This is a genomic window from Shimazuella alba, assembly GCF_009831235.1.
In the GTDB taxonomy this organism is placed as follows: domain Bacteria; phylum Bacillota; class Bacilli; order Thermoactinomycetales; family Thermoactinomycetaceae; genus Shimazuella; species Shimazuella alba.
Window position 1 is genome coordinate 477,616 of sequence record NZ_WUUL01000001.1, and the last position, 25,486, is coordinate 503,101.

Here is a 25,486-nt window from a genome sequence, read left to right on the forward strand (position 1 = left end):
CATGGTTTTTCAAGTCTTTTTGTAAACATCAAATAAGAAATAGGAAGGGTAGCAATGAATAAAAATAACCTAATATGTGATGTAGAAACTGGAATTTGCGGGACTTCAACCGATAATGAAATGGAAATCATCGATTTTCATAAACCAAAAGAACAGATCAAACTTTACTACTTTACAGATCCGATCTGCTCTCACTGCTGGGCACTTGAACCAGTCCTTCGTAAGTTTGTTGAACAATATGGTCATTATTTTACCTTTCACACCATTATGGGGGGGTTATTAGAAAGTTGGAATGGATTTGCAGATGTGAAAAATGGAATTAGCAGTCCTTCTGATGTAGCAAGTCACTGGAAAGAAGTAGGAGAACACTCTCGCATGCCTATTGACGGTTCCCTATGGCTTACCAATCCTATTCCATCTTCTTACCCACCATCTCGCGTGTTTAAAATTATGAAACAAAAGGACGAGAATTTAGCCAATGTTTTTTTACGTCGAGCGAGGGAAGCAGTTTTTGTATTTAATAAAAATATTGGAGAAGAAAAGGAGCTCATTCATCTTATAAATCTAATGGGTCTTGATGGGGAAACAATCGTGAAAGAAGCAGAACTACCAACAGGTCAACAACTTTTAAATCAAGATTTCGAATTTGCAAAAAGTTTCGGTGTGCGTGGATTTCCTACTATCATTATGGTCAATGAACAGAATAAAGGTGTGAAAATTGTTGGTACTCGTACCCTAAAAGACTATGTGAACGGACTAAAAAAAGTGCTCCCAATGGATATAGGTATAGAAATAAAACCACAACAACCTTTATTTGAAATTCTCAAAAAAGAAATACGTTTATTTTCTAAAGAAGTTGAAGTACTGTATGACCTCGATAAAAAGCAGATCTTCTCATTCCTAGAACAAGAACTCGATTCCAATTATTATGATATGAAAGAAATTCTAGGTGAAATTTACATCGAAAAGAAACAACCAAGACTTTTATAGAGCATGTTTTTAGAGTGCAGAGTTGGCGCCCATCTTGTGGATAAAAAAAATAAAAGCAGCGGAGTTATCATATAGCCCCACTGCTTTAAAACTCAAAGATATAGACATCATCACTCAACTTGATAAACTTTCTTCAACGTATCATCAGATGGTAGAAAGAAACCAAGAACTCCTAAAATCGGTAAAAAGCCAACAATCGTTATCGTTTTAGAAATGCCAATAGCATCTGCCAAATTTCCAAATAAAATAGAACCAATTGCCCCTAATCCAAAGATAAAACCAACTGTCAAACCTGACATTGTTCCGATCTTACTTGGAACTAACTCTTGTGCATAGACAACAGAAACGGAAAAACTCGTCATCATAATAAATCCGATTAATAATAAAAGAACAAAACTAACGATTGATCCTACAAAAGGAAGAACCAGTGTTAATGGCGCACTCCCTAACAGAGAATATAAGATTACATTTTTCTTTCCAAATCGATCTCCCAACGGACCACCAAAGAAAGTTCCTACTGCTCCGCTGATAAGAAAAGCAAATAAGTATGCTTGTGAGCTCTTTATCGTGAAATGGTAATTTTCGATCAGATAAAAACTATAGTAATTCGTCATACAAACAATATACAAGGAACGAGCTAATAAAATAAACATCGTTAAAATCAATGCAATCCAAATCGTTTTGGTAAGTTTGACTGATTTTGATACTACCTTTTTCTTTGTTAATACTCGTACTTGCAATTCATTGGTATACCATTTTGCAATATAAGCTAATAAAACGACTGCAATTGCAGCTGCGATCGTAAACCAAATAGCACCAAACTGACCAAAAGGTACAAGAATAAGTGCTGTAATAAGGGGAGCTAATGCTTGACCTGAATTACCACCTACTTGATAAATCGATTGTGCTAAACCCTTTTTAGAGCCTGCAGCTAAATGAGCCACCCGAGAACCTTCTGGATGAAAAACAGCTGAGCCAATCCCTACCAAAGCTACACTAATAATAATCCAACTATAGTTGGGAATAAGTGCTAGTAACAACATCCCGATTAAAGAACACGCCAATCCTATAGGCAGCGCATATGGCATTGGCTTCTTATCAGAAAACCAACCTATCACAGGTTGAAACAAAGATGATACAATGTTTAATACGGCTGCAATTACACCTAATTGAGTAAAGCTTAATCCCATTTCCTTTTCCAAAATCGGAAACATAGCAGGAACAACCGCTTGAAGGGTATCATTTAAAAGATGGCAGATACTAATAATAAACAATATTTTGTAAGTCGTAAGAGCCGCCATTTGATTTGGATTTTCTTGCGTAATCGTTGAAGCTGGAGAAGCCATATCTTTACTTCCTTTCTTTATTTCACATCCACATTTGTAGAATAACATTCATCGGTTAAATATTGAAGGTCTGAAACGGTTATGAAATGTTTTATTCTATTATCATTGGACGATACTAAAAAGAAGATATTCCCATCTAATACATGATAATTTTTACAATTCAATTCTTTCCTGAGTTGATGAATCAAGTATAATAGAAAAAAGTGTCTTATTTTGTTAATGAAAGAGATAGAGAGCAAATACTGATACAAAGGGTGACCACAACAGAATGAACCAATCTAGTACAAGCGCTTTACATAAGGAAGCATTTGTTATTTTAGAAAAAACAAGTAGAACTTTTTTTATCCCTATCAGCTATTTAACCGATGGCTTAAAAGAAGCTGTAGCTGCTGCTTATTTATGCATGAGAGCTATCGATGAAATCGAAGACGATCCAAAGCTTCCCACAGATGTTAAACATAAATTACTGACAGAAATCAGTGGATTATTAAAAAAACCAACATTTGATGAAACGAGATTAAAAAATTTATATGAACCTTATCAAGCCCAACTACCCGAAGTTACCCTTCGTTTAGCCGATTGGTTAAAACTATGTCCTCCAGCTCTTACAGACCGGGTAGCAGAAGCAACCTCTATCATGGCACAAGGAATGGCAAAGTGGGTAAACAAAGATTGGCAGGTCCGCTCCGAAGAGGATCTGGACGAGTATACATACTATGTTGCTGGGCTGGTAGGTGTCATGCTATCGGATATTTGGGAATGGCATGATAATACTCAAACAGATAGAGATCTAGCTATTGCATTTGGTAGAGGTTTGCAATCAGTGAATATCTTACGCAATCGATCGGAAGATAAAGAACGTGGTGTGAGTTTCTTCCCTGATGGTTGGGGTGAAGATGAGATGTTCTCCTATGCAAGGCGCAACCTAGCATTAGGCGATGCTTACATTAAAAGTTTAAAATCTGGTTCTATTCTTCATTTCTGCCAGATCCCACTTGCCCTAGCCCATGGCACTTTGGATGGCCTGTCACAAGGAAGAGAAAAAATCAGTAGAACAGAAGTTAAGGATATAGTAAGCAAAGTAGTTGGTGAATAGACAATAGAAAGGATAAATGAGTTACTCTTATGTGGGGTAACTCATTTTTATGACATTGATTTTCTAATTCCTATGTTCATTACTCTACTATCTCTAGTCTTTTACAAAATTGTGCTTGCTGGTATATTTTGAAATAGCGATACTTTCCATCCTTCTTGATTTCTTGTTGTAACTACTGTCTGAAGTGCATTCAACACTGGACGTAACTTCATTTTTCCCAACTGATACCATTCCTGCTATTTCCCTTAACTTCGAAAATGGCATTAGATGATCGTATATCTTCATTCTGTTCGGAAACACAGCTTACTATCAAAACCAGTCAACTCCTCCACTAGCTCAAATACACAAACATACCAGCCGCATAGAATCAATTTCTCCGTTTTTCATCTAATACTTCTCCAATTTTACGCGTGATAAAAAAATTATCAGCTTGAACAACATACTCCTACTACGTCTTTATATCTACAAGTGTTTGTCCTGCTTTCGTCGCTTCGATGTCTTCTAGTTTTAGTATTGGTTGAAAATCAAGTTCATACAGATACATACATTGACTTCGAGATTTTTTCTCCAAAGCTTTAACAGTAGTTTCCAATATCGCGTGATTAAATTTTTAAGTGTCTGGGTGTGCATTAAACCACCAAATGTTTCATATTTATTCTCGTTGTTTCTGTCATCTTTATTTGTATTTAATTTTATATTTTGGTAAAATAACTCCGTTTTTATATTGTTTCAGTTCGATCAATTCTAAATAAATTTTCTTTATACTAGATCCAAAAAGTGGAATACCTTCTCCAATCATTACTGGATTAACTTTTAACATAAGGGTGTCAATCAACTCATGATCAAGAAGTGAACCAGCAAGTTGACCACCACCACTAAGCCAAATTTTCTGATTTGTTGTCTGCTTTAAATGCTTGATAAATTCAATTGCATTGTCTTTCACCAATTCTACTTCTTTATTGGATTCAAATTTGATTGTTTTCGAGAATACATAATGTTTTATTCCATCGTAACCTGGCTCACCTGGTTTTTTTCCAAATTGAAATCCATACTCGTACGTTTTTCCACCCATTAAAACCGCATCATATCGTTGAATAGCAGAAATAAAATCTGGAACATGCTCATCATCATAAATAAAAATAGTGTCATCTGCTACCCATTTAGATCTGCAATGTACCCATCCGCTGTTGTTGCTACATGATAAATCAACTCACAAGTCATATCGAAATTTACCTCCATTGGGATATAATGGTATAAACTTTTCTAAAAAGGTTACATTCATTTTTTAAGAACATTACAAAACCCCTCAACCATTTTTCGGTTAGGAGTTAGGTGTCGCCACAAAAAGACACAATAACTACTCAAATTTTAAAGAGTCCATATTTATCCATTCATATAATAAAAAGCCTATAATTCTATCCAAATGAGATAGATCATAAATATTTCTTTTAAAAATAGAATTAGTGGCACATTGGCTTTTCATCATCCTTTTCGTTTCATCATCTTTCATGCTAAAGTGAAAATCCATCTAAGTCAATGTAAATTAAATTTAATCTTTTTTTAAATAAATCAAAAAAAGAATATAAAATAGTGCTAATTTTTAGTTATTATAACTTTGTAAATATATTTGCAATTATCTCGACTGAAATAATTACCTCTATTTTCACACTTATACCATGTTATTATAATATTCATAACTAAATTTATATTTAGAAAGGAAATAGAAAATGAAAAAACATTGGTGGTCTTATCTGATATGGGCTTTTATTTCCGTTCTTGGCGCTTCAGGGTTTGCGATACTCGCTTTAAAACGTGGGGAAACAGTTAATTCTTTTTGGATGCTCATTGCTGCTGTTTGTACTTACGCCGTTGCGTATCGTTTTTATAGTCGATTTATGGCAAAAAAAGTATTTGAATTGGATGATCAGCGGAAAACACCTGCTGAAATTCATAACGATGGGAAAGATTTTGTTCCAACAAATAAATGGGTACTATTTGGTCATCACTTCGCAGCGATTGCTGGTGCCGGCCCTTTAGTTGGACCCATTTTAGCTGCGCAGATGGGATTTTTACCAGGAACAATTTGGGTCATTGTAGGCGTCGTACTTGGGGGAGCAGTACAAGATTTTATTATTTTATTTGGCTCTATGCGTAGAAATGGAAAATCGCTCGGAGAAATCGCTCGACAAGAAATCGGTCCTGTCTCAGGTTTTACATCTTTAATTGCAATCTTAGGAATTATGACTATTCTGCTTGCCGTATTAGGATTGGTCGTTGTGAAAGCGCTTGCCGACAGTCCCTGGGGTCTTTTTACGATTGCAATGACCATTCCCATCGCACTTCTTATGGGAATTTATATCCGCTATATAAGACCCGGAAAAGTATTGGAAGCTTCACTCCTTGGAATCTTTTTATTGCTACTTGCTCTGATGGGTGGACAATATGTTGCAAATAATCCTACACTCGCTCCTATGTTTACTTTAGACGGGACGACTATTGCTTGGATGATGATTATTTATGGATTTGTTGCTTCCGTCATACCCGTATGGCTACTTCTTGCACCACGGGATTATTTGAGCACTTTTCTTAAAGTTGGGACGATTTTTGGATTGGCACTTGGCATCTTACTCGTAATGCCAGATCTACAAATGCCTGCGTTGACGAAATTTATTGATGGAACAGGTCCTGTATTTTCTGGAAACTTGTTTCCGTTCGTCTTTATTACCATTGCTTGTGGCTCTATTTCCGGTTTTCATGCACTCGTCTCCTCTGGGACTACTCCCAAAATGATCACACGTGAATCACAAGCACGATTGATCGGATATGGTGGAATGATTACCGAATCTTTCGTGGCCATTATGGCATTAATCTCCGCTTGTATCCTAACACCTGGAGTCTACTTTGCTATTAACAGTCCTGCAGCAGTGATTGGTACAGATGTAACAAGTGCAGCTCATGTAGTCACACAATTTGGATTTACGATTACTCCAAATGATCTCACACACTTAGCAGATCAGATCGGCGAAAACTCCGTTATTTCCCGCACAGGTGGAGCACCTACACTCGCCATTGGCATGGCAACTATTTTCTCCTCTATCATGGGCGGAGATGCATGGATGGCTTTCTGGTATCATTTCGCTATATTATTTGAAGCAGTATTTATTTTAACAACTATTGACGCTGGAACAAGGGTTGGTCGGTTTGTTTTGCAGGATTTACTGGGTCGATTTTCTCCAAAACTAGGAAAAACAGACTGGTATCCTGCGAATATCTTGACTAGCGCAATTATAGTTGCTCTTTGGGGATATTTCCTCTATCAAGGAGTAGTCGATCCTCTTGGAGGTATTAATACCTTGTGGCCTTTGTTTGGGATTGCCAATCAGATGTTGGCAGTGATTGCTTTGACAGTAGGTACAACCATTCTCATCAAAATGGGGAAAGCGATTTATTCTTGGATAACGATCGTACCATTGGTTTGGCTGACAAGTGTTACCATGACAGCTGGTTGGCAAAAATTATTTGATGCAAACCCAGCAATTGGTTTTTTAGCAGCAGCTGACAAATACCAAAGTGCGATTGCTAGTGGAAAACTCTTAGGCGTTGCGAAAAACATGGATCAAATGAATCAGATTGTATTCAACAATTTAGTAGACGCTGTATTAACTGGTGTTTTCATCGTACTTGTTTTGATTATTCTGATCGACTCGATCCGAATTTGGTATAAACTTATAGTAAAACAAGAAAAAATCCCACTTTATGAATCGAAATATGTTAAAAATGAACCCCACTCTGATGGAGGGATACAAGTATGAATGTATTAGCTTGGTTCAAGCCATTTCGTATCATTGCTGATTACTTAAATGACATGGCTGGCGTACCTAATTATAAGCGTTATATCAACCATTTTCGAAAATATCATCCAAATGAGATTCCGCTTTCGGAAAAAGAATTTCACAAACAGGCAACAGATGAAAAATATGGAGGAGGAAGTATTCGTCGGTGTTGTTAATAAATAAAAAAGAAATGTTCTATATGAACGTTTCTTTTTTTGAGTAATATAAATTATTTCAAAAAAACTGCCTTTTGTGTATCATTATTCTCTTTTTCAGCCCATACTTCGCTTATAATGATCAATACAAAGAGTTGGCAACGCTAGCTACAGATGAGAGAGTTTGAGGGGAATTATTATGCAGCATCAGATCGCACATATACTTGATACTTATCATGAATATGCAATTATATTGAGTATCTTAATAAGTATATTTATAAGTATTATTGGCTTCATCCCTAGTGTTTTCCTCACGGCACTCAACATAAAACTTTTTGGACTTGTTGGAGGTTTCATCGTATCTCTTGTAGGAGAAGCATTGGGTGCTCTTGTTTCTTTTTGGTTATATCGACTAGGATTTCAATACTTTGTACAAAACAAAACTTCTGATTCTCCTAAAGTACAGCAATTATTATCGGTACAAGGAAAAAAAGCGTTTTACCTTATCCTCTCTCTTCGTCTTGTTCCTTTTATTCCATCTAGTCTTGTAACACTGTTTGCAGCACTAGGGAAAATTTCATGGATTTCCTTTGCATTAGCTAGTACAATCGGAAAAATCCCCGCATTATTTTTGGAAATTTACTCTGTAAATGAAGTCTTAAACGGATCACTCATTGGAAAAATAATACTCACCCTACTATCATTAGGGATTTTTATTTACATCTGGAAAATGAAAAAAACAAAATAAATTAATAAAAACCAGACCATAACAAAAAATTTTTCATCTCGCGACTGAGAATGATATTTTAAAATCAAGAGCTTGAGTCAGATCATCTATTAAATCTTCTACGTTTTCCAATCCTACCGAAAAGCGTAATAAACCATCTGTTATCCCATGTTTTAGTCTTACTTCTATCGGCATCGCAGCATGTGACATCATTGCGGGATAGGATAGAATGCTCTCAACAGAACCCAAACTGACTGCTACTATAGGAAGACGGATTTTTTGGAGTAGCTGCTTTGCTTTTGCTTCACTACCCACATCGAAAGAAAAGACAGCACCATGCCCACTCGACTGCTTGGTTTGTATGTGATGACCATCATGATCACTTAATCCTGTATAGTACACTTTTGCTACTTCTGTGTGGTCTTGCAGCCACCTTGCCAATATTCCTGCATTTTTAGTAGAGACATCTAACCTTGCTTGAAGTGTTTTTATGCCTCGAAGAATCAGCCATGAATCTTGAACGCCTAAAACTGCACCAAACGAATTTTGAAGCATTTTTACTTTATTAGCTAGTTCTTCATCTTTCACCGCAACAAGACCTGCAATTACATCACTATGCCCACCTAAAAATTTGGTAGCACTATGCACCACGATATCGAAGCCGAATGAGAGCGGCTGTTGATAATACGGAGTTAAAAATGTATTGTCTACAATGGATAAAAGTTGATTTTCGCTCGCAATTTTCGCCACTTGTCGTAAGTCTGTTACTTTAAGAGTGGGATTGGATGGAGTTTCGACATATATCCCTTTGGTATTTGGTCTAAGTGCTTCTGTTATTGCCTTTGTGTCTGTTGTATCCACAAATGTACTATCAATGCCAAATCGACTCAATACTTGAGTTAGTATGCGATACGTTCCCCCATATACATCTTGAGATACAATAAGATGATCTCCTTTGGACAACAACAGAAGAACGGTAGAAATAGCTGCCATACCAGAGGCAAAAGCAAAACCTCGACAACCGCCCTCTAGCTTGGCTATGGTGTCTTCTAAAGCTTGCCGTGTGGGGTTACCACTGCGTGTATAATCAAACAATCCGGGATTATCCAGGTCAAACTGATGAAAAGTAGATGCTTGATAAATCGGGATACTTGAAGCCCCGGTTTGTAGATCCAATTCATTTCCATTATGCAGTAACAATGTCTCCATTTTCATCCCAAACCACTCCCTTAAAGTTATACTAGGCATTTATCCGAGGGTATTCACATTTGTCTGCCTCATTTTTTTACACCAAAAAGCCCCTTCTCCCAAGAGAAGAGGCCGGTTTTATCCATAGCTTCCTCTCTTATCTATCAGGAAAACATTCCTGCAGGAATTGGCACCATATTGATCGATTGGATCAATTGGTTGCCGGGTTTCATCGGGCCAGTCCCTCCACCACTCTCGATAAGAGAAATATCATTTTTATTTGGTTAACAATTTGCACTAGTTATTATAAGGGTATCTTACCTGATAGTAGAAGTCAATGAAATATAGAATCGTTCAAACAAAAGTATATGAATAAGATGTCCAGTGAGGATAGAAACCGGTTTCGTACATGGAAGGAATATTTGAGAATTAATCATACAATCAAAATTGATGTATAAGGTTAGGATCTTCTTTTAGGTTATTTTTTCACTCCATCTATTTATTTTTGATTTATTTATGTGACTCATTCTGGTTAGATGCGCACATTATTCATGATAAGGTTACTGTCAGTCCACAGGGTAATTTCCATTTATTAGGAAAATTATAATCCATTGTTCAGCTGCTGTTTTCTTCTCATATATAATCACCGTTCTATCATTTCTATCATTTGAAAGCCCGTTTCCGTATGAATTGCCAAATGAGCTAAATTTAAATATCTAAAATTTCATTCATAATTTGGTTTAGTGTGATCCAGCCATTCATTTTTTCTTGTAAATCTTCATCGTTTTTTGCATCAATAAATTATTACCTGTTTTATATTTGCCTCTCCCAGAAAAGTCAGTTAATATTCTAGTTCGTTAGATAAACCCATTTATATGATTACATTCACTTCAGTCCTTAGTTGCTGATTTTAGGATCTGTTTTTGTCTTCCACTTCTCGATAAATAGCTCTAATAAAAGAAAACCCATTTTTTCTAAATCGTTCTGTGTATACTCTTCTGAAATCTCTAAAATATCGTTTATCATGACTTGTCGAGCTTGATCATACTTATTCAACTGCTCATCTCTCCTAAGTCGTCAGATAGATTCCACTTATATGTTTCCCTTGCACGCCGTTTGCTGGTTCGAGAACAAATGCGAAGAAATAATAAAGGCCCCTTGTATTTACATTTTTAAAAAAATAACTACCCTAGCACCAGTAAAGTCCATTAAATGACTATTTTGTACTATTATTAATGTTTTGTTATTATTTAACATACAACATGGATCACAACACATTCCCAATATCATAGCAGCCATCATCCAACTGTCTTCACTACTTAACTTTGTTGGTACTCCAAAGCGAAGATAGCAGCGAAACAACCCCAAAAAACTACCACAGTTGGGCTACCCGCTTGCAAATAGCCTTCTGATAGCAATTGAGATCCACTGGTAGCAATGATTCGACTCTACTCTGAATAAAATAGTCAGATGGATATGGTAACAACTTCAAATAAATTATATCATGAAGTGAAAAAATGTTCTTTTTTTCAATTTTCTGTAGTATAATTAATAGTTAGGAATAAATGATTCCCCCCAATTCAACTGAATATTTCTCTTATCAAGAGTGGTGGAGGGACTGGCCCGATGAAACCCGGCAACCAATTGATCCAATCGATCAATATGGTGCCAATTCCTGCGGAATATGTATTCTGCGAGATGAGAGTCGACGATATAATCGATCACCTTTCATCTCGTTGAGATGAAAGGTTTTTTATGACTAATAAAGGATGGTTGCCATGAACAGAAAATCAATCGAACAGAGGCTCAAAGAAAAAATATTAATTATTGATGGTGCGATGGGTACTATGCTTCAACGTGCGCAACTAACTGCAGAAGATTTTGGAGGGGAAGAGTACGAGGGCTGCAATGAACTACTAAATGTAACTCGACCGGATGTTATCCTTCAAATCCATGAAGCTTATTTAGATGCTGGTGCTGATATCATTGAAACGAATACATTTGGTGCCACTTCGGTTGTTTTGGCAGAATATGATGTCCAACAACGGACTACAGCAATCAACCGAGCGGCAGCGCGTATCGCATGTACAGCACGTGATCATTTTAGTACAGTAGATCACCCTCGTTATGTAGCTGGTTCACTTGGTCCTACTACGAAGACATTGACAGTAACTGGAGGTATTACATTTTCAGAGCTATCTGTCTCTTACTACGAACAAGTAAAAGCCCTTTTGATGGAGGATATCGATCTGCTTTTACTTGAGACCTCTCAAGACACCCTAAATGTAAAAGCTGCTTGTATCGGGATAGAGCGAGCTTTTAAAGAAAGTAACAAACGAATCCCCTTGATCATCTCAGGTACGATTGAACCAATGGGAACGATGCTTGCTGGACAAAATATTGAGGCATTTTATTTATCTATCGAACATCTTAAGCCTCTTGCTGTTGGGTTAAACTGTGCGACAGGTCCTGAGTTTATGAAAGACCACATCCGTACCCTTTCTGGATTGGCTACTTGTGCAGTTTCTTGTTATCCAAATGCAGGTCTTCCTGATGAAGATGGAAACTATCTCGAAATTCCCCCATCTTTGGCGAAAAAACTGAGTGAATTCGCAGAGGCGGGATGGCTCAACTTAGTTGGTGGTTGTTGTGGAACAACACCTGAACACATTCAGGCTATCGCGCAAGCAATTGATCCTTATCAACCTCGTCATCTGGCTCATCCCCACCTCCCTGCAGTTTCTGGTATTGAATCTGTCTTTGTCGAAGATGATAATCGCCCTTTACTCGTTGGAGAACGTACCAATGTAATTGGTTCCCGTCTCTTTAAATCTTGGATAGCGGAAGAAAAATACGAAGATGCTTCAGAAGTAGCACGAAAACAAGTAAAAGGCGGGGCACAAATCATCGATATCTGCTTAGCTGATCCTGATCGTGATGAACTTAAAGATATGGAAAGATTTCTGCAATTTGTAACCAAAAAAGTGAAAGTACCGCTCATGATTGACTCTACAGATCCAAAAGTAATTGAAATGGCGCTTACTTATTCACAAGGTAAAGCAATTATCAACTCTATTAACTTAGAAGATGGTGAAGAACGCTTTGCAGAGGTGATACCACTTTTACATCGCTTTGGAGCCTCTGTTGTAGTAGGAACAATTGATGAAGAAGGCATGGCAGTAACCCGTGAACGCAAGTTAGCAGTTGCTAAACGTTCCTTTGATTTGTTGACAAAGAAATATGGAGTAAATCCGAACGATATTATTTTTGATCCATTGGTATTTCCAGTCGGTACTGGTGATGAGCAATATATTGGCTCTGCACTGGAAACGGTAGAGGGGATACGACTCATCAAACAATACTTGCCTACTTGTACCACGATACTAGGCGTTTCAAATGTATCCTTTGGATTACCAAATGCAGGTCGAGAAGTACTCAATGCTGTTTATCTTTATGAATGTACAAAAGCTGGACTTGATTATGCGATAGTCAACTCAGAACGATTGGAACGGTATGCTTCTATACCTGTTGAAGAAAAACAATTGGCAAGAAAATTACTCTTTGATACCAATGACACCAATTATGATGAAGTACTGGCTGCTTTTACGGACTATTATCGAGAGAAAAAAGTAGAGAAAAAACCATCTACACAAACGTTATCACTCGAAGAACGGTTAGCAAACTACGTTGTAGAAGGTACCAAAGATGGATTAATCTCTGATCTGGATCTTGCTCTTAAAACCTCTTCCCCACTGGAAATTATCAATGGGCCTCTGATGGCTGGAATGGATGAGGTTGGCCGATTATTTAACGATAATCAATTAATTGTTGCAGAAGTCCTTCAAAGTGCAGAAGTGATGAAAGCCTCTGTAGCTCATTTAGAACCTTATATGGATAAAGCAGATACTACGTCCAAAGGAAAAATTATACTAGCCACGGTAAAGGGAGATGTCCATGACATTGGTAAAAATCTAGTAGAAATCATCTTGTCGAACAATGGATATAACATTGTAAATCTTGGGATAAAAGTTACTCCTGAACAGTTAATTGCTTCTTGTCGCGAAGAAAAACCGGATGCAATTGGCTTATCTGGTTTACTTGTTAAATCTGCACAACAAATGGTGATCACTGCACAAGATCTACAAGCTGTTGGAATCGATGTTCCTCTATTAGTCGGTGGTGCCGCTCTTTCGAGGAAATTTACCGATAATCGGATTGCTCCTGCTTATGCTGGTCCTGTTCTATATGCAAAAGATGCCATGCATGGATTAGACATAGCTAATCAGTTAAGCTCTCCAAGTAGACGGGAAATTTTCATCAAAAAATTTCATCAAAAGAAAGCAAAGACAGTCTCTGAACAAGAAACGGGAAATATACCAATCAACCTTTCTCGTACTCCTGTTACCCGTTCGCCAATTGACCGAAATGTACAACTATATCCTGCTCCTGACTTTGCTCGTCATATTTTACGAGATTACCCGCTCACACACCTGCAAGCTTATATCAACGAGCAAATGCTATTAGGTAAACATCTAGGAATAAAAGGAAACGTAGAAAACTTATTAGCAAATGAAGATCCAAAAACAATCGAACTAAAAAAACAACTAAGTCATCTATGGAATGAAGCAGTTACAAAAAATTATTTATCACCACAAGGAATATATCAATTTTACCCGGCACAATCTGACGGAAACACTGTAATGATTTACGATCCGAGCGACCATTCCAAGATAATAGAGCGATTCCATTTCCCTAGACAACAAGTAGAACCACACTTATGCTTGGCCGATTTTCTCCGTCCGGCCAGTTCAGGAGAAATGGATTCTGTTGGCTTTTTTGCGGTAACTGCTGGTACAGGTGTACGTCAACTTGCTGAAAAGTGGAAAAATACTGGCTCCTACCTGCACTCCCACATGATACAGGCTCTCGCTCTTGAGTTAGCAGAGGGATTTGCAGAACGTATCCACCAAGTCATGCGCAGCGCTTGGGGTTTCCCTGATCCGATAGAAATGACTATGAAAGAGCGTTTTGGAGCACGTTATCAAGGAATTCGGGTCTCTTTTGGCTATCCTGCTTGTCCAGATCTAGAAGACCAAAGAAAACTATTCAACCTCCTAAGGCCAGAAGATATCGGGATAGACCTAACAGAAGGATTTATGATGGAACCAGAAGCGTCTGTCTCAGCGATGGTGTTCGCTCATCCACAAGCTCGTTATTTTAATGCTCTTTAGGAGGATTTAAAAATGAAAGTTCCTATTCGTGATTATATAAAAAACCATGTTTTACTCGGTGATGGTGCAATGGCAACATACTTATTTCAACAAGGTGTGCCTGTGCGTACATGCCAAGAAGAATTAAATCTTAATGAACCAACTCTTATCGAAAGTGTCCATCGTGAATATGTAAAAGCAGGGTCCAAAATGATTGAAACCAACACTTATGGAGCCAATCGAGAGCGTTTAACTCGATACGGTTTGGAAAACAAAGTAGCAAAAATTAATCGAGAAGCAGTAACCATAGCAAAAACAGCATCTCAAGATGATGCCTATGTCTTCGGATCTATCGGTTCTATCCTTGCTGGACGTGTGATGGAATACGATCCAGAAGAATATATGGATTTATTTGAAGAACAAGCAACAGCACTCTTATATGGCGGTGTGGATGGCATACTACTCGAAACATTTTTAGATCTGCATGAACTAAAAATTGCAGTTCAAGCCGTTCGTAATCTGACTGATATCCCACTATTCGCTCAATTCTCACTGTTAGAAGTCGGCCGAACCAGAGATGCCTATTCACTATCAGAAGCATTTAAAGAACTAGAAGGAAAAGTGGATGGAGTCGGCCTCAACTGTCGTCTTGGACCAGTTGAAACATTGCGAAGCTTAGAAAAATGTATTGTTCCAAATTCTTTACTACTCTCGGCTTTCCCCAATGCAGGGCGACTCGGAATCACCGATGGTGAAGTAAAACATAAATCCCGCCCATCCTATTTTGCAGAAACCGCAGAGCTCATATTGGAACAGGGAGTTTCCATGATAGGAGGATGCTGTGGAACAGCACCTGCACATATCGCTCAAATACGGGAAATTGTAAAAAAATACAAACCAAATAAGCGGAAAAATCCAGCTATTGATGAGCTAGCTAGTAATAGAAATAGAAAACTTTCCATTCACGAGCAGAAAAAAGATTCCATCCTGACAAAAGTACAACACCAACGAACGATCATCTGTGAGTTCGACACACCAAAAGATTTGGATACCAGTGAGTTCCTCCTCGGTTCACGTAAATTGCATGAAGCAGGAGTTGATTCGATCACCATGGCTGATAATGCACTAGCAACGACCAGAATGAGCAATCTTGCATTAGGAGCTATTTTGAAATCGCAACTTGGATTAAATCCGCTTTTACATGTAGCTTGCCGTGATCGCAATCTTATCGGACAGCAATCTCATCTTATGGGGTTACATGCCCTTGGGATTGATCAAATATTAGTAATCACAGGTGATCCATCACGGATAGGTGATCTACCTGGAGCTAGCTCTATTTATGATGTTACCTCATTTGAATTAATTCGCATGGTCAAACAGCTAAATCAAGGCATCTCCTTTTCAGGAAAACGATTGAACCAATCAGCAAATTTTGTAGTAGGTACAGCACTCAATCCCCATGTTCGGAAGATCGAAAAAGCAGTAGAACGATTGGAGAAAAAAATAGAAGCTGGTGCAGATTTTGTAATGACACAACCTCTTTATGACCATAAGAGCATCCATCGTTTATACGAAGCTACTCGACATATCGAGATACCTATCTTTGTTGGTATCATGCCGATCACTAGCTATCGAAATGCACTCTTTTTGCATAACGAAATTCCTGGGATTAAAATTACAGATGATGTTTTAACTCTCATGTCAAATACATCAAATCCGCAAGTAGCAAGGAAATTAGGTATAGATATTACAAAAGATTTATTAGATTGTGCAATGGAAAAATTTAATGGAATCTACTTGATCACGCCCTTCACATTCTGGCAAATGAGCGTAGAACTCACGCATTATATCCGACAGAAAGATCAAAGATTGGAAAAAGCTCTACTTTAAAGTATTGGTTCTATATAAAAACCCATCATTTTTAATAGATGGGTTTTCTCTAGTTGACTAGTTTCTAACTCATATCTTTACGCCTTGGTGTAAATTTTAGTACTTCATTTATTTGTGCAGTATCAAAGTAAAAAGGAGTAGCTTCTACAATTAAACCATTCTGTAATCTCAGATATTCTGAAAATGGCTGTGTGATGATCTGGCCGGAATCCCGCGCTACTAAGCTTAAAGTACAATTTAAAAAAAGAAATTCTTCATCGATAGTTGCTTTTACATTTTCCACCTTCATCGATTTCCAATATTTATTCATCGTACTCCAAAGTTTACCTAGTTCTGTATATCCAGACCAATCCCCGGCATAAGGTAAAAATTCAGGTTCATGCACCACAATTTCTGGATGAAAAACAGATTTCATTTCCCTATTCGTCTGTCCATCTGTTTGCATGTATTGCAATTCCGCTTGAAACATTCTTTCTATTAGATCCATTGCTTTCATTTGTACTGTGTTCAAAATAACCCCTCCCTTTTGCACAAATTCTATCACTTACAAACTAATGAAATATTGCCGTCTTATTTTGCAATAAAAAACAACTACCTTTTTATAGTAGTTGTTTTTTTATCCAATTAGTTATTGGAAGTGTTCACTTTTAAAATTCCACTTTGTTTAACAAGGCGATTCCAAGTTTCAGGACCAGGATAACCATCAGCATCCTGACCTAATTTAGTACCTCTCCAGCCTTGTGCCAATTGGAATTCTTGGACATTAAGACGATCCGCTTCTGTAAATACATTGGATGGTCCAACACGATAGTGTTTACCATATCCAGTTCTTTGCAACATCACACCTAATTGATACACATATTTGTTATTGGCGCCTTTGGTAAAATATTTTTTACCAGGATAAGATGCACTATAATTTGCAGATGAATTAGCTCCTACATTTGGATTGCCTTTCCATTTGCCATCACTCTTACCTGAATGAATCCAAACAGCCGTATTCAATGGAACAATGTTAAATAATTCTACTACATCTTTGTTCTGCATCCGGATACAGCCAGCGGAAGCATGTTTTCCTATCGAGCTTGGATTGCTCGTCCCATGAATACCATAAATGTTTCCACCATCACCATTTACTTTCAAACCATGCCACCGTACACCTAGTGGATTGTCTGGATTTGGTTTACCGTTTACGGTACCAGGAACGTTTTTCCATTGTGGATTTACCGTTTTTACTACAATTGGAAATGTCCCTTCTGGAGTCGCTGATTTTGGAATTACTTTTGATCCTGTAGGAATCTTTGCAGTGTTTGCCCCAGTAGCAACTGGATACACTTTCATTACCTTGCCATTTTTATAAAGATAGAGTTTATTTGACGTTTTGTTAATCTCTATCTTGTAAGAAACAGCCGCTGCATCCGTTTGGTAGGGGAGCGTAAACCCGATCACCATCGCCATCATTATTGCCACAGATAGAAATGAAAATACCCTTAATTTATTCATTTTTCTCTCCTCTCTATCTCTACAAATATTTCAGACATATTTAGCATAACGAAAAGTTTTATTATTGAGAAGAGGCATTCTTGTGTCATTTTTATAGATGTATATAAAATTTGTATAACAAACATAAAAAAAGAAACCCCCGAATATTCAGAGGTTCACATATTACTAATAAATATTTTTATCCTTTAAAATATTGAGTGTAATCTCTTTTGCTTTTCCACTGCTTGCATAATTGGAGGCTTCAATATTTGTTGCAAAAATATAAGTGTTCCCATTCTTTTCTACATAACCGATAAACCAACCATTGATCGGAGTACCATTGATCACAGCATTTTCCCAACCAGTTCCCGTTTTACCAGACAACATAGCACCATTTTTTTGTTCCAATACAAGAATCTCTTTCACCAAATCAATATTGTGTTTGGAAAATGGAAGCTGATAGGTTGTAAACCTTTTTAAAAACTCCACCTGTTCGAAAGGAGATATTTTCAATGAAGATTGCAACCAGAAATTTGTCAATCCGCCAGAAATATCACGGTTCCCATAAGATATAGCATTCAAATAAGTTTGTTCTCTAGCTACTCCCAATTGCTCTGCTACCCGTTGGAAATACCAAATAGTAGAATTTTGAATAGCCATGGTTAAAGTCTGGTCTTGATTCCAGCTTTCGATTGGATACTCGGTTCCATCCCATTTAAAAGTAGTATTTTGATCTTTGAGAACACCCTTTTGCAGACCAAATAAAGCATGCGGTACTTTAAACGTAGAGTTAGGAGAAACACGCTTTGTACTTTTTTCTTTGTTATAAATGGTATATTGGCTTTGTTTTGTATCATACATGACAAAAGTACCATCATAGCCTGTAAAGTAGTTCTGTAGATCCTCATATTGAACATGAGGCTTCTTATTTCGGTGTTCCGATAGTTCTTTTGCCTCCGATTGCTGAATTATGCCAATCCAATTACCAACTGCTATACTCGCAATAGCAACGGAAAAAGCTACTTTTTTTACTAGCATGTTTTTATCCTCCTTGTACGGTCCAAGTCAACTTCATTTCTACTACAAACTTTTCTTTCAAGTTGACAAGATTTATAATAGCAGAACATTAATAAATATAAGTAATAGCAAATACCTATAGGATATATAACATAAAGTTATAAACAAATATTTTTATAAGAGGTATAAATCCCATGCTCACCATGAACCAACTGAAATACTTTGTTACCACAGTACAGTTAGGAAGTATCAACAAAGCAGCAAAAGTTCTCTACATTTCTCAGCCAGCATTAACCAAACAGATAATAAAATTGGAAGAACAAATTAATTGTAAATTAATGGAGCGGACATACAGGGGAATAGAGTTAACAGAAGCTGGACGATATTTATATAACCAAGCAACCATGATCTTAGATAAACTGAAAGAAACAGAAAATCATTTACATTCATTTCAACACAAAAAAACAGTCCGTATTGGAGCATTGCCTAGTATTGCAAATTACTTTCTTCCTGATTTTTTACAGAATAAAAAGCTATCTTTTATTCCAAAGGTTCTGGTACAAGATCTTACACAGATGCTAGCTAATTCCGTGGAAGAAGGAAAAATAGATATGGCCATCGTTCAAGATTTCGATGAAACTCTATCCTTGAATGTTTTTCATCTTTTTACGGAACGATACGTTTTGGCTTTACCTAAAAATCATCGCCTATCCAATTTAGAACCAATCCACTTCCATGATTTTATTTCATATCCGATTTATATGTGGCATGATCCGAGCGATTTACGTCAGTCCCTTCGAATTCTATGTAATTATTATAAAAAAGAAGCAGTATTTATAGATGTACCATGGAATGAATCGCTACTAGCGCATATTCTGCAAAAAAAAGGCATCACGTTTATCCCTGAAATCGTTAGTAAGCATTTAAAGACAGATGAATTAGAAATAAAATCAATAAAACCAAGTTCATTCGGTCGGAAAATTCAAGTTATCTATAAAAAAGAGAAAAAGGACATCGTATCAAAAATATTCACTGAACCTAATATCTTTGATACGATGTCTGTTCAATCATATTTTCCATTTTAAACCTCAGTGACTACTTTCATTTGATTTTCTTTACAGACTCTCCCCAAATCATCTTTTGTTATATAATGAATAATATTTAAATAATGTATATAAATAAGGAGATTTTGCATGGCTGAACCTACAAATCTTACCAAACAGAATGTGATATTACTACTGGGAAGTTTCATTTTGGGTGTTATTTTTGATTATCTTTTTTTCGATAAGACCGCTGGAATCTCTTTTCCGATTTTTTGGATTCTTTTCCAAGCTTTTTTTTACATCATTTTTCGTGACAAGCTCATCTTCGAGAAGAATTTTGAATGGTTTCTTACCATACCCATCTTTCTTTTGACACTCACCTTCTTCCTATTTTCTAGTGATGTATTTATGCATCTCAACGTATTGGTCATAGGTATTCTCTTTATATTTCAATCTATATTACTAACTAAAAATAATAAAAACCCATGGTATAAGGTCTCTTTTATTGGAGAGGCATTTATCAAAACTATCGAATCACTTGCGAATCTACTAGTCCCCTTTAAACTAATTGGAAATTTGGTGAGATCAAAAAGTACAAAGTCAGCCTATGGAGTTGTCGGAAAGGTATTTATTGGAGTTCTGTTCTCTTTGCCTCTTATCGGGATCATTATTGGTTTACTAAGTTCCGCTGACAGTATTTTTAACCACTGGGTAAACGAAATTCCAAATTTTCTATGGAGAATTGATTTGGGAGATTGGCCAACTCACTTATTTTTGGTATGCATTGTATTTTTCGTAATCGTGATGTATTTTTGGGCTTTGAAACACCCATTGAAAGCAGAAACTGTAACGATCGAAATCGAGAAAAAGAAACCTATACATATTGATGGGATTATTACCCTGACTATTTTATCTCTTATCAATATCGTCTATGTCCTTTTCACTGCAATCCAAGTTTCTTATTTATTTGGCGAAGCGAAAAACTTATTACCCAAAGGAGTAACCTACGCTCAATATGCAACAGAAGGATTTCATCAACTCGTAACAGTAACGGTTCTAAATATTTTTATTGTTATTTTTGTTATCTATCTCGTGCAAAAAATCCAACCTGTCATTTATCGTATTGTACAAATATTATTAAGTGTTTTAACAGTATGCACTAGCTTCATTTTATTATCTGCGTTTCTCAAACTATCCTTATATGAAGAAGTGTATGGATACACCTATACCCGTATTTTAGTCCATGCTTTTATGGTATTACTCTCATTGCTATTTATTGTCGCACTCATCAAAACATGGAAAAATGATATTTCTCTATTGAAGTACTATGGAATTATCTTTTTAGTCTGGTATATCACATTGAATTATATAAACATCGATCGTATTATCGCCAAGCAAAATGTAGAGCGATACCATCAAAAAAAGGAAGGTGCTTTTGTTCAACCACCCAAGCAAGAATATGACCGATACGGGGAAACAAAATACATTGACTTATATTATTTAGATCAACTTTCTTATGATATCGTCCCATATTTGTTAGAATTGCGAAAAGAGCCTTCTTTACGACCAGCCATCGATAAACAATTACGACAAATAAAAGCTGGATTAACAATAGAAAAAGAAAACTGGCAATCCTTTAACCTTTCCAGATATCGTGCCATACAGCTTTTGAAAGAGCTAAATTGAAACGAAAAACCAGCCTTTAACTTTGGGCTGGTTTTTATTACCATATACGTTTTATCTGTTTATATTTCTCTATTTCCTTTAGAACATCATTTGGTTTTGCAGCTAGCATTGGGATAAGAATATTGGCAAGTAGTCTGTTTTCTTTATTTTTGACCCTTATTAGTTTCCCCATACGCTTATACTCGATTTCGCCGATTTGATTCCAAGGAATAAAAACATTCCCATTTCGTATATCGAGTGGAGTTAATCCCTTTTTTGTAATGGTTAACAATGGATTCTTTACCTTTAAGTATTTTCGATGTATACGTAAATTCATAAAAGAGATAATGCCTAAAATTGCAAAAAAGAGGATCGGTACGACGAGAATCCAACTCTTTTTGATCGGGTAATTCATTTGAATAGAAGTAAGCCACATACTCAAAATTAAAAAACCAACACCAACAAAAAAGAAGATGAATAATAAATTCACTAAAAATTTCCGCAACCTACTACTACGTTTTTGATAAATTTCCATGAGATCTATCCCCTAGAAGCTGTATTATTAGAAGTTGTCTTCCTCTGTATATTCTCTCTTATTCTATCAACTATATATGGAAAACGAAACCATATCGAAGACATGGTTTCGTTTTCTTATCAACCGTTATTTAAAAATCAAAATTATCTGGATCGGGTCCAAATCGATGGTTTCTATTTAATTGATTTAACAATGTAATGTCCTCTGGCTCCAGTTGAAAATCAAAGATATTAGTATTTTCATCAATACGACTAGGCGTGATCGATTTTGGAATTGTCACTACTTCATTTTCAATATCCCAACGAAGAATGATTTGTGCTGGAGTTCTATCATATTTTTCAGCTAGTTGCAAAATTGTTTTCTCTTCTAAAAAATGCCCTTGCATCAATGGGCTCCATGCTTCCACTTGTATATGATGCTTCCGGCAATATGCCCTTAATTCATCTTGGGTAAGGTAAGGATGAAACTCTACTTGGTTTACCATAGGAACAATTTCTGCTGTCGCAAGCAAAGTATCCAAATGGTGAGTTTGAAAATTACTAACCCCAATTGCGCGAACTTTCTTCTCTTTGTACAAAGTTTCGAGTGCTCGCCAAGTTTCGGTATACTTGCCTTCTACTGGCCAATGTATAAGATACAAATCAATATAATCAAGTTGTAGACGTCTTCTGCTTGCTTCAAACGCTGCTAGAGTAGATTCATAGCCTTGATCGCTATTCCAAACTTTTGTGGTGATAAACAGATCTTCTCGGTTAGCTTCACTTTTGATAATGCCATTACCTACCCCAGTCTCATTTTCATAGACTTTTGCAGTGTCAATACTTCGATATCCTAAACGAATGGCAGTCTCTACCGCTCGTTCTACTACTTCCCCTTCGGGAGATTTCCAAACTCCTAGCCCAAATATCGGCATTTTCACACCATTATGTAAAACAACTGTTTGATTCAATCCTGAACTCATGTAAAATCCTCCTTATGTGTTCGGCTTAATCGAATGGGTAGAGTCATTAATATCGGATATCCGATGGATAAACTCACCCTTTTCCTATTTTATCATAATCCAAAAATGGTTTCTGCAATTGGAGTAATGTCTCCTTTCTCACCATAATGCACAATTCGTAAATACTCTCCATAGACTAATGACCTGCTATCCGAAGAATTCATCCAATTATGTCTTGTAATGACACGATCCTCCCACGGAGAAGTGTCGAAGGGATAAGAAAATAGAGAGATAGTAGATGGAAGGTTTTTTTGTAGCGTCCGATATTGACGACCTGCTGCATAATTTTTACAGATAAAAGCAAGTGTCTGTATTTTAGAATAATCAATTATTTTTTTGGTGAACAGAAGATTTTCTAATGAATCAGTAGATTGATCCTCTATCATCATAGCACGATCTGGTACTCCAAGTTTTATCAAATTTTCTCTCATCACATGAGATTCTGGACGATCTTCAAATTTCCATGATGGGTGACGCGTTGCCCCTAATTTGATCCCGCCAGTCAATACTATTTGATCTACTATGTCAGACTGATACAGTTGGAAAGCCGTTTGCCAACTTCCAGGATGTGTACCACCAAAGACTAACAGTAAATCACACTTTTTATTCTTGAAGATTAACTCTTTTTCATCTAAGAAAACCATCTCTGTTAGACTTTTGACCTGTTGACTTGTTAATGGAGGCACATCTGGGAATTTTGGAATCATTTTTTACACTCCATTCTTTGAATATTCCCTCCAATCTACTTTCTTGAGCTGGGGGATTCTTGGGTAAATCTTCCTACACAGCTAGTGAACCAAGCTTATACCATAGTCCCTATGACTAGTAATTGCAATTCTTCTTGCAATATGTTAGGAGATGCATTGATATCTCGGTCATGGTATTCCTTGCAGTTCGGACACTTCCAACTTCACAAGCTCAGTACTTCTCGATTCCGATACCCAAAACAGGAACAAAGCTGGGAAGAAGGAAACTGTTTTCCTACCTGCTGGATCGTTCTCCTATACCAACTAGTCTTGTAAGTAAAGTATTGAAACAAATTCTGCCCAAGGTTAAATACTTGTTCAACTTGTAGAGGATGGATAACCCCCTTCGTTAAACGCTGAATCATCTCCACCCGTTGAAATATCAATAGCTGTGCAACTCCAAAAATCTGGACATAATCCTGCTATCGAAACAAACATAGTAAAATTTTTCTCAACAATGTAATGTTTATTGGGAGCAATATCTCTATTGGATAATATGATTGCTAAAATTTCATCTTCGTTGCTTGAAGAATTCAAAGTTTACTCTACAAGATGGTACAAAGTGATCGCGAGGTTCTAGAAGAATGAAAAAAACATTGAAAACATATTAGAACAGTTAAAAGACGAAAGAAATATATCGAAGTGGGAAGAAAAATTGATGGATCATTTTGAAAAAAACTAAGTGATACAAACATAATCATCCTAGATAGCTTTTATTCTTGACGATAACAATCATATGTTTTAAAAATAGATTGCCTGTCTCTACAAAATAACCAATCCCTATATGTTATATTATACCTGAATGCAAAAGCAGAACCTCTTTTATTCGGAATATGGATTTCCTGATAAAAACTTTGGTGGAGCTGATAAATTATGTGTGGACGTATCACCTTATACACAGAGGAAAAACAATTAGAAGATAGATTTCAAATCACACTAGAATTCCCCATTTCCAAACGATACAACATTGCTCCCACTCAATCTGTTCTTGGTATCACAAAAGAAAATGGAGAAAGGAAAGCAAATCTATTTCGTTGGGGCTTGGTTCCTTTTTGGGCCAAAAATATCAAAATAGGAACCAAAATGATTAATGCACGCGCGGAAACTTTGCAAGAAAAACCAAGTTTTAGACATCTAATCAAACGAAAACGATGCCTCATTGTTTCCAATGGTTTTTTCGAATGGAAAAAAGATGGAAATAACAAACAACCTTACTTTATTCAAGTCCATAATGGAAAACCATTTGCTTTTGCTGGTCTTTGGGACACATGGAAACAAGATGACCAAACGATCACAACATGTACCATCATCACTACTACTCCAAATGATCTGATGAGTGAATTACACCACCGAATGCCTGTCATTTTAGATCGCGAAAAAGAAGAAGTGTGGCTCGATGAAACGCTTACAGATGTGGAGTATATCAAAAGTCTTCTTACTCCTTTTGATGAAAAAACAATGAATGCCTATCCTGTATCTACTAATGTAAATAATCCCCGGAACGATCATGTAGATAACATCTCCTCTATTTCTTGATAGACAAAAAGCATTCTTAATAAAGAATGC

Annotated in this window: 20 protein-coding genes, 2 pseudogenes and 2 riboswitches; of the genes and pseudogenes, 10 read left to right on the top strand and 12 right to left on the bottom strand. The window is 36.6% G+C overall.

Annotation, left to right across the window (positions count from 1 at the left end; translation table 11 throughout):
* The first annotated feature begins 54 nt into the window (after nucleotides 1-54).
* Entirely contained in the window at nucleotides 55-990 is a 936-nt protein-coding gene (locus GSM42_RS02455; protein ID WP_160799632.1) for a DsbA family protein, read from the top strand.
* A gap of 110 nt (nucleotides 991-1,100) precedes the next feature.
* Here the strand turns inward: GSM42_RS02455 and GSM42_RS02460 are convergent, their stop codons facing one another.
* A complete protein-coding gene (locus tag GSM42_RS02460; protein ID WP_160799633.1) occupies nucleotides 1,101-2,336 on the bottom strand; it encodes an MFS transporter in 1,236 nt (411 codons plus the stop codon).
* 268 nt (nucleotides 2,337-2,604) lie between these two features.
* Here GSM42_RS02460 and GSM42_RS02465 point away from each other — a divergent pair, with 268 nt between their 5' ends.
* Entirely contained in the window at nucleotides 2,605-3,432 is an 828-nt protein-coding gene (locus GSM42_RS02465; protein WP_160799634.1) for a squalene/phytoene synthase family protein, read from the top strand.
* A 676-nt stretch (nucleotides 3,433-4,108) separates the two neighbouring features.
* Here GSM42_RS02465 and GSM42_RS02470 read toward each other — a convergent pair.
* A pseudogene (locus tag GSM42_RS02470) lies at nucleotides 4,109-4,653 on the bottom strand (dihydrofolate reductase family protein).
* 506 nt (nucleotides 4,654-5,159) lie between these two features.
* Between GSM42_RS02470 and GSM42_RS02475 the strand changes: the two are divergent.
* The 3 genes from GSM42_RS02475 to GSM42_RS02485 all read left to right on the top strand — a co-directional run bounded on the left by GSM42_RS02475 (nucleotide 5,160) and on the right by GSM42_RS02485 (nucleotide 8,168).
* A complete protein-coding gene (locus GSM42_RS02475; RefSeq protein WP_160799635.1) occupies nucleotides 5,160-7,244 on the top strand; it encodes a carbon starvation CstA family protein in 2,085 nt (694 codons plus the stop codon).
* Nucleotides 7,241-7,441: a YbdD/YjiX family protein gene (locus tag GSM42_RS02480; protein ID WP_160799636.1), complete on the top strand. Its 201-nt coding sequence runs from the start codon at nucleotides 7,241-7,243 to the stop codon at nucleotides 7,439-7,441. The genes GSM42_RS02475 and GSM42_RS02480 overlap by 4 nt, the downstream gene beginning before the upstream one ends.
* 178 nt (nucleotides 7,442-7,619) lie before the next feature.
* The gene (locus GSM42_RS02485) at nucleotides 7,620-8,168 is read left to right on the top strand and encodes a TVP38/TMEM64 family protein (protein ID WP_160799637.1); all 549 of its coding nucleotides are present in this window, start codon (nucleotides 7,620-7,622) and stop codon (nucleotides 8,166-8,168) included.
* A gap of 33 nt (nucleotides 8,169-8,201) precedes the next feature.
* Here the strand turns inward: GSM42_RS02485 and GSM42_RS02490 are convergent, their stop codons facing one another.
* Nucleotides 8,202-9,362: an aminotransferase class I/II-fold pyridoxal phosphate-dependent enzyme gene (locus tag GSM42_RS02490; protein ID WP_160799638.1), complete on the bottom strand. Its 1,161-nt coding sequence runs from the start codon at nucleotides 9,360-9,362 to the stop codon at nucleotides 8,202-8,204.
* 127 nt (nucleotides 9,363-9,489) lie between these two features.
* A riboswitch (SAM riboswitch) is annotated at nucleotides 9,490-9,600 on the bottom strand.
* Nucleotides 9,601-10,232: 632 nt separating this feature from the next.
* Nucleotides 10,233-10,391 (bottom strand): hypothetical protein, encoded by a 159-nt coding sequence (locus tag GSM42_RS02495; RefSeq protein ID WP_160799639.1) that lies wholly within the window; start codon nucleotides 10,389-10,391, stop codon nucleotides 10,233-10,235.
* Nucleotides 10,392-10,929: 538 nt separating this feature from the next.
* A riboswitch (SAM riboswitch) is annotated at nucleotides 10,930-11,040 on the top strand.
* Nucleotides 11,041-11,113: 73 nt separating this feature from the next.
* Between GSM42_RS02495 and metH the strand changes: the two genes are divergently transcribed.
* Both metH and GSM42_RS02505 read left to right on the top strand, forming a co-directional pair.
* Nucleotides 11,114-14,566, top strand: a complete 3,453-nt coding sequence (metH, locus tag GSM42_RS02500) for a methionine synthase (RefSeq protein WP_160799640.1) — start codon at nucleotides 11,114-11,116, stop codon at nucleotides 14,564-14,566.
* Between the two features lie 12 nt (nucleotides 14,567-14,578).
* A complete protein-coding gene (locus GSM42_RS02505) occupies nucleotides 14,579-16,435 on the top strand; it encodes a bifunctional homocysteine S-methyltransferase/methylenetetrahydrofolate reductase (RefSeq protein ID WP_160799641.1) in 1,857 nt (618 codons plus the stop codon).
* A gap of 64 nt (nucleotides 16,436-16,499) precedes the next feature.
* Here the strand turns inward: GSM42_RS02505 and GSM42_RS02510 are convergent, their stop codons facing one another.
* The 3 genes from GSM42_RS02510 to blaOXA form a co-directional block, all read right to left on the bottom strand.
* A complete protein-coding gene (locus GSM42_RS02510; protein WP_160799642.1) occupies nucleotides 16,500-16,946 on the bottom strand; it encodes a nuclear transport factor 2 family protein in 447 nt (148 codons plus the stop codon).
* A 113-nt stretch (nucleotides 16,947-17,059) separates the two neighbouring features.
* On the bottom strand, nucleotides 17,060-17,935 hold the full coding sequence (locus tag GSM42_RS02515; protein WP_202404724.1) for a peptidoglycan-binding protein: 876 nt from the start codon (nucleotides 17,933-17,935) through the stop codon (nucleotides 17,060-17,062).
* 165 nt (nucleotides 17,936-18,100) lie between these two features.
* A complete protein-coding gene (gene blaOXA / locus GSM42_RS02520) occupies nucleotides 18,101-18,952 on the bottom strand; it encodes a class D beta-lactamase (protein ID WP_160799643.1) in 852 nt (283 codons plus the stop codon).
* A gap of 173 nt (nucleotides 18,953-19,125) precedes the next feature.
* Here blaOXA and GSM42_RS02525 point away from each other — a divergent pair, with 173 nt between their 5' ends.
* Together GSM42_RS02525 and GSM42_RS02530 are read left to right on the top strand one after the other, a co-directional pair.
* A complete protein-coding gene (locus tag GSM42_RS02525; protein ID WP_160799644.1) occupies nucleotides 19,126-20,016 on the top strand; it encodes a LysR family transcriptional regulator in 891 nt (296 codons plus the stop codon).
* Between the two features lie 108 nt (nucleotides 20,017-20,124).
* A complete protein-coding gene (locus GSM42_RS02530; RefSeq protein WP_160799645.1) occupies nucleotides 20,125-21,660 on the top strand; it encodes a DUF4153 domain-containing protein in 1,536 nt (511 codons plus the stop codon).
* Nucleotides 21,661-21,697: 37 nt separating this feature from the next.
* Here GSM42_RS02530 and GSM42_RS02535 read toward each other — a convergent pair whose 3' ends face one another.
* From GSM42_RS02535 to GSM42_RS02555, 5 genes and pseudogenes are all read right to left on the bottom strand, one after another.
* Nucleotides 21,698-22,174, bottom strand: a complete 477-nt coding sequence (locus tag GSM42_RS02535; RefSeq protein ID WP_160799646.1) for a hypothetical protein — start codon at nucleotides 22,172-22,174, stop codon at nucleotides 21,698-21,700.
* A 130-nt stretch (nucleotides 22,175-22,304) separates the two neighbouring features.
* Complete coding sequence (locus GSM42_RS02540) at nucleotides 22,305-23,135, bottom strand: aldo/keto reductase (protein ID WP_160799647.1); 831 nt, start codon at nucleotides 23,133-23,135, stop codon at nucleotides 22,305-22,307.
* Nucleotides 23,136-23,227: 92 nt separating this feature from the next.
* A complete protein-coding gene (locus GSM42_RS02545; RefSeq protein ID WP_160799648.1) occupies nucleotides 23,228-23,881 on the bottom strand; it encodes a YdcF family protein in 654 nt (217 codons plus the stop codon).
* A 95-nt stretch (nucleotides 23,882-23,976) separates the two neighbouring features.
* Nucleotides 23,977-24,078 (bottom strand): annotated as a pseudogene (locus tag GSM42_RS02550) (hypothetical protein); the annotation flags it as partial.
* A 6-nt stretch (nucleotides 24,079-24,084) separates the two neighbouring features.
* Nucleotides 24,085-24,306: a hypothetical protein gene (locus GSM42_RS02555; RefSeq protein ID WP_160799649.1), complete on the bottom strand. Its 222-nt coding sequence runs from the start codon at nucleotides 24,304-24,306 to the stop codon at nucleotides 24,085-24,087.
* A gap of 487 nt (nucleotides 24,307-24,793) precedes the next feature.
* Between GSM42_RS02555 and GSM42_RS02560 the strand changes: the two genes are divergently transcribed.
* Nucleotides 24,794-25,456 (top strand): SOS response-associated peptidase, encoded by a 663-nt coding sequence (locus GSM42_RS02560; protein WP_160799650.1) that lies wholly within the window; start codon nucleotides 24,794-24,796, stop codon nucleotides 25,454-25,456.
* Nucleotides 25,457-25,486: the final 30 nt, after the last annotated feature.

Coding starts and splice junctions, on each gene's coding strand:
- GSM42_RS02455 (WP_160799632.1), top strand. CDS start 55: ATGAATAAAAATAACCTAATATGTGATGTAGAAACTGGAATTTGCGGG.
- GSM42_RS02460 (WP_160799633.1), bottom strand. CDS start 2,336: ATGGCTTCTCCAGCTTCAACGATTACGCAAGAAAATCCAAATCAAATG.
- GSM42_RS02465 (WP_160799634.1), top strand. CDS start 2,605: ATGAACCAATCTAGTACAAGCGCTTTACATAAGGAAGCATTTGTTATT.
- GSM42_RS02475 (WP_160799635.1), top strand. CDS start 5,160: ATGAAAAAACATTGGTGGTCTTATCTGATATGGGCTTTTATTTCCGTT.
- GSM42_RS02480 (WP_160799636.1), top strand. CDS start 7,241: ATGAATGTATTAGCTTGGTTCAAGCCATTTCGTATCATTGCTGATTAC.
- GSM42_RS02485 (WP_160799637.1), top strand. CDS start 7,620: ATGCAGCATCAGATCGCACATATACTTGATACTTATCATGAATATGCA.
- GSM42_RS02490 (WP_160799638.1), bottom strand. CDS start 9,362: ATGAAAATGGAGACATTGTTACTGCATAATGGAAATGAATTGGATCTA.
- metH (WP_160799640.1), top strand. CDS start 11,114: ATGAACAGAAAATCAATCGAACAGAGGCTCAAAGAAAAAATATTAATT.
- GSM42_RS02505 (WP_160799641.1), top strand. CDS start 14,579: ATGAAAGTTCCTATTCGTGATTATATAAAAAACCATGTTTTACTCGGT.
- GSM42_RS02515 (WP_202404724.1), bottom strand. CDS start 17,935: ATGAATAAATTAAGGGTATTTTCATTTCTATCTGTGGCAATAATGATG.
- blaOXA (WP_160799643.1), bottom strand. CDS start 18,952: ATGCTAGTAAAAAAAGTAGCTTTTTCCGTTGCTATTGCGAGTATAGCA.
- GSM42_RS02525 (WP_160799644.1), top strand. CDS start 19,126: ATGCTCACCATGAACCAACTGAAATACTTTGTTACCACAGTACAGTTA.
- GSM42_RS02530 (WP_160799645.1), top strand. CDS start 20,125: ATGGCTGAACCTACAAATCTTACCAAACAGAATGTGATATTACTACTG.
- GSM42_RS02535 (WP_160799646.1), bottom strand. CDS start 22,174: ATGGAAATTTATCAAAAACGTAGTAGTAGGTTGCGGAAATTTTTAGTG.
- GSM42_RS02540 (WP_160799647.1), bottom strand. CDS start 23,135: ATGAGTTCAGGATTGAATCAAACAGTTGTTTTACATAATGGTGTGAAA.
- GSM42_RS02545 (WP_160799648.1), bottom strand. CDS start 23,881: ATGATTCCAAAATTCCCAGATGTGCCTCCATTAACAAGTCAACAGGTC.
- GSM42_RS02560 (WP_160799650.1), top strand. CDS start 24,794: ATGTGTGGACGTATCACCTTATACACAGAGGAAAAACAATTAGAAGAT.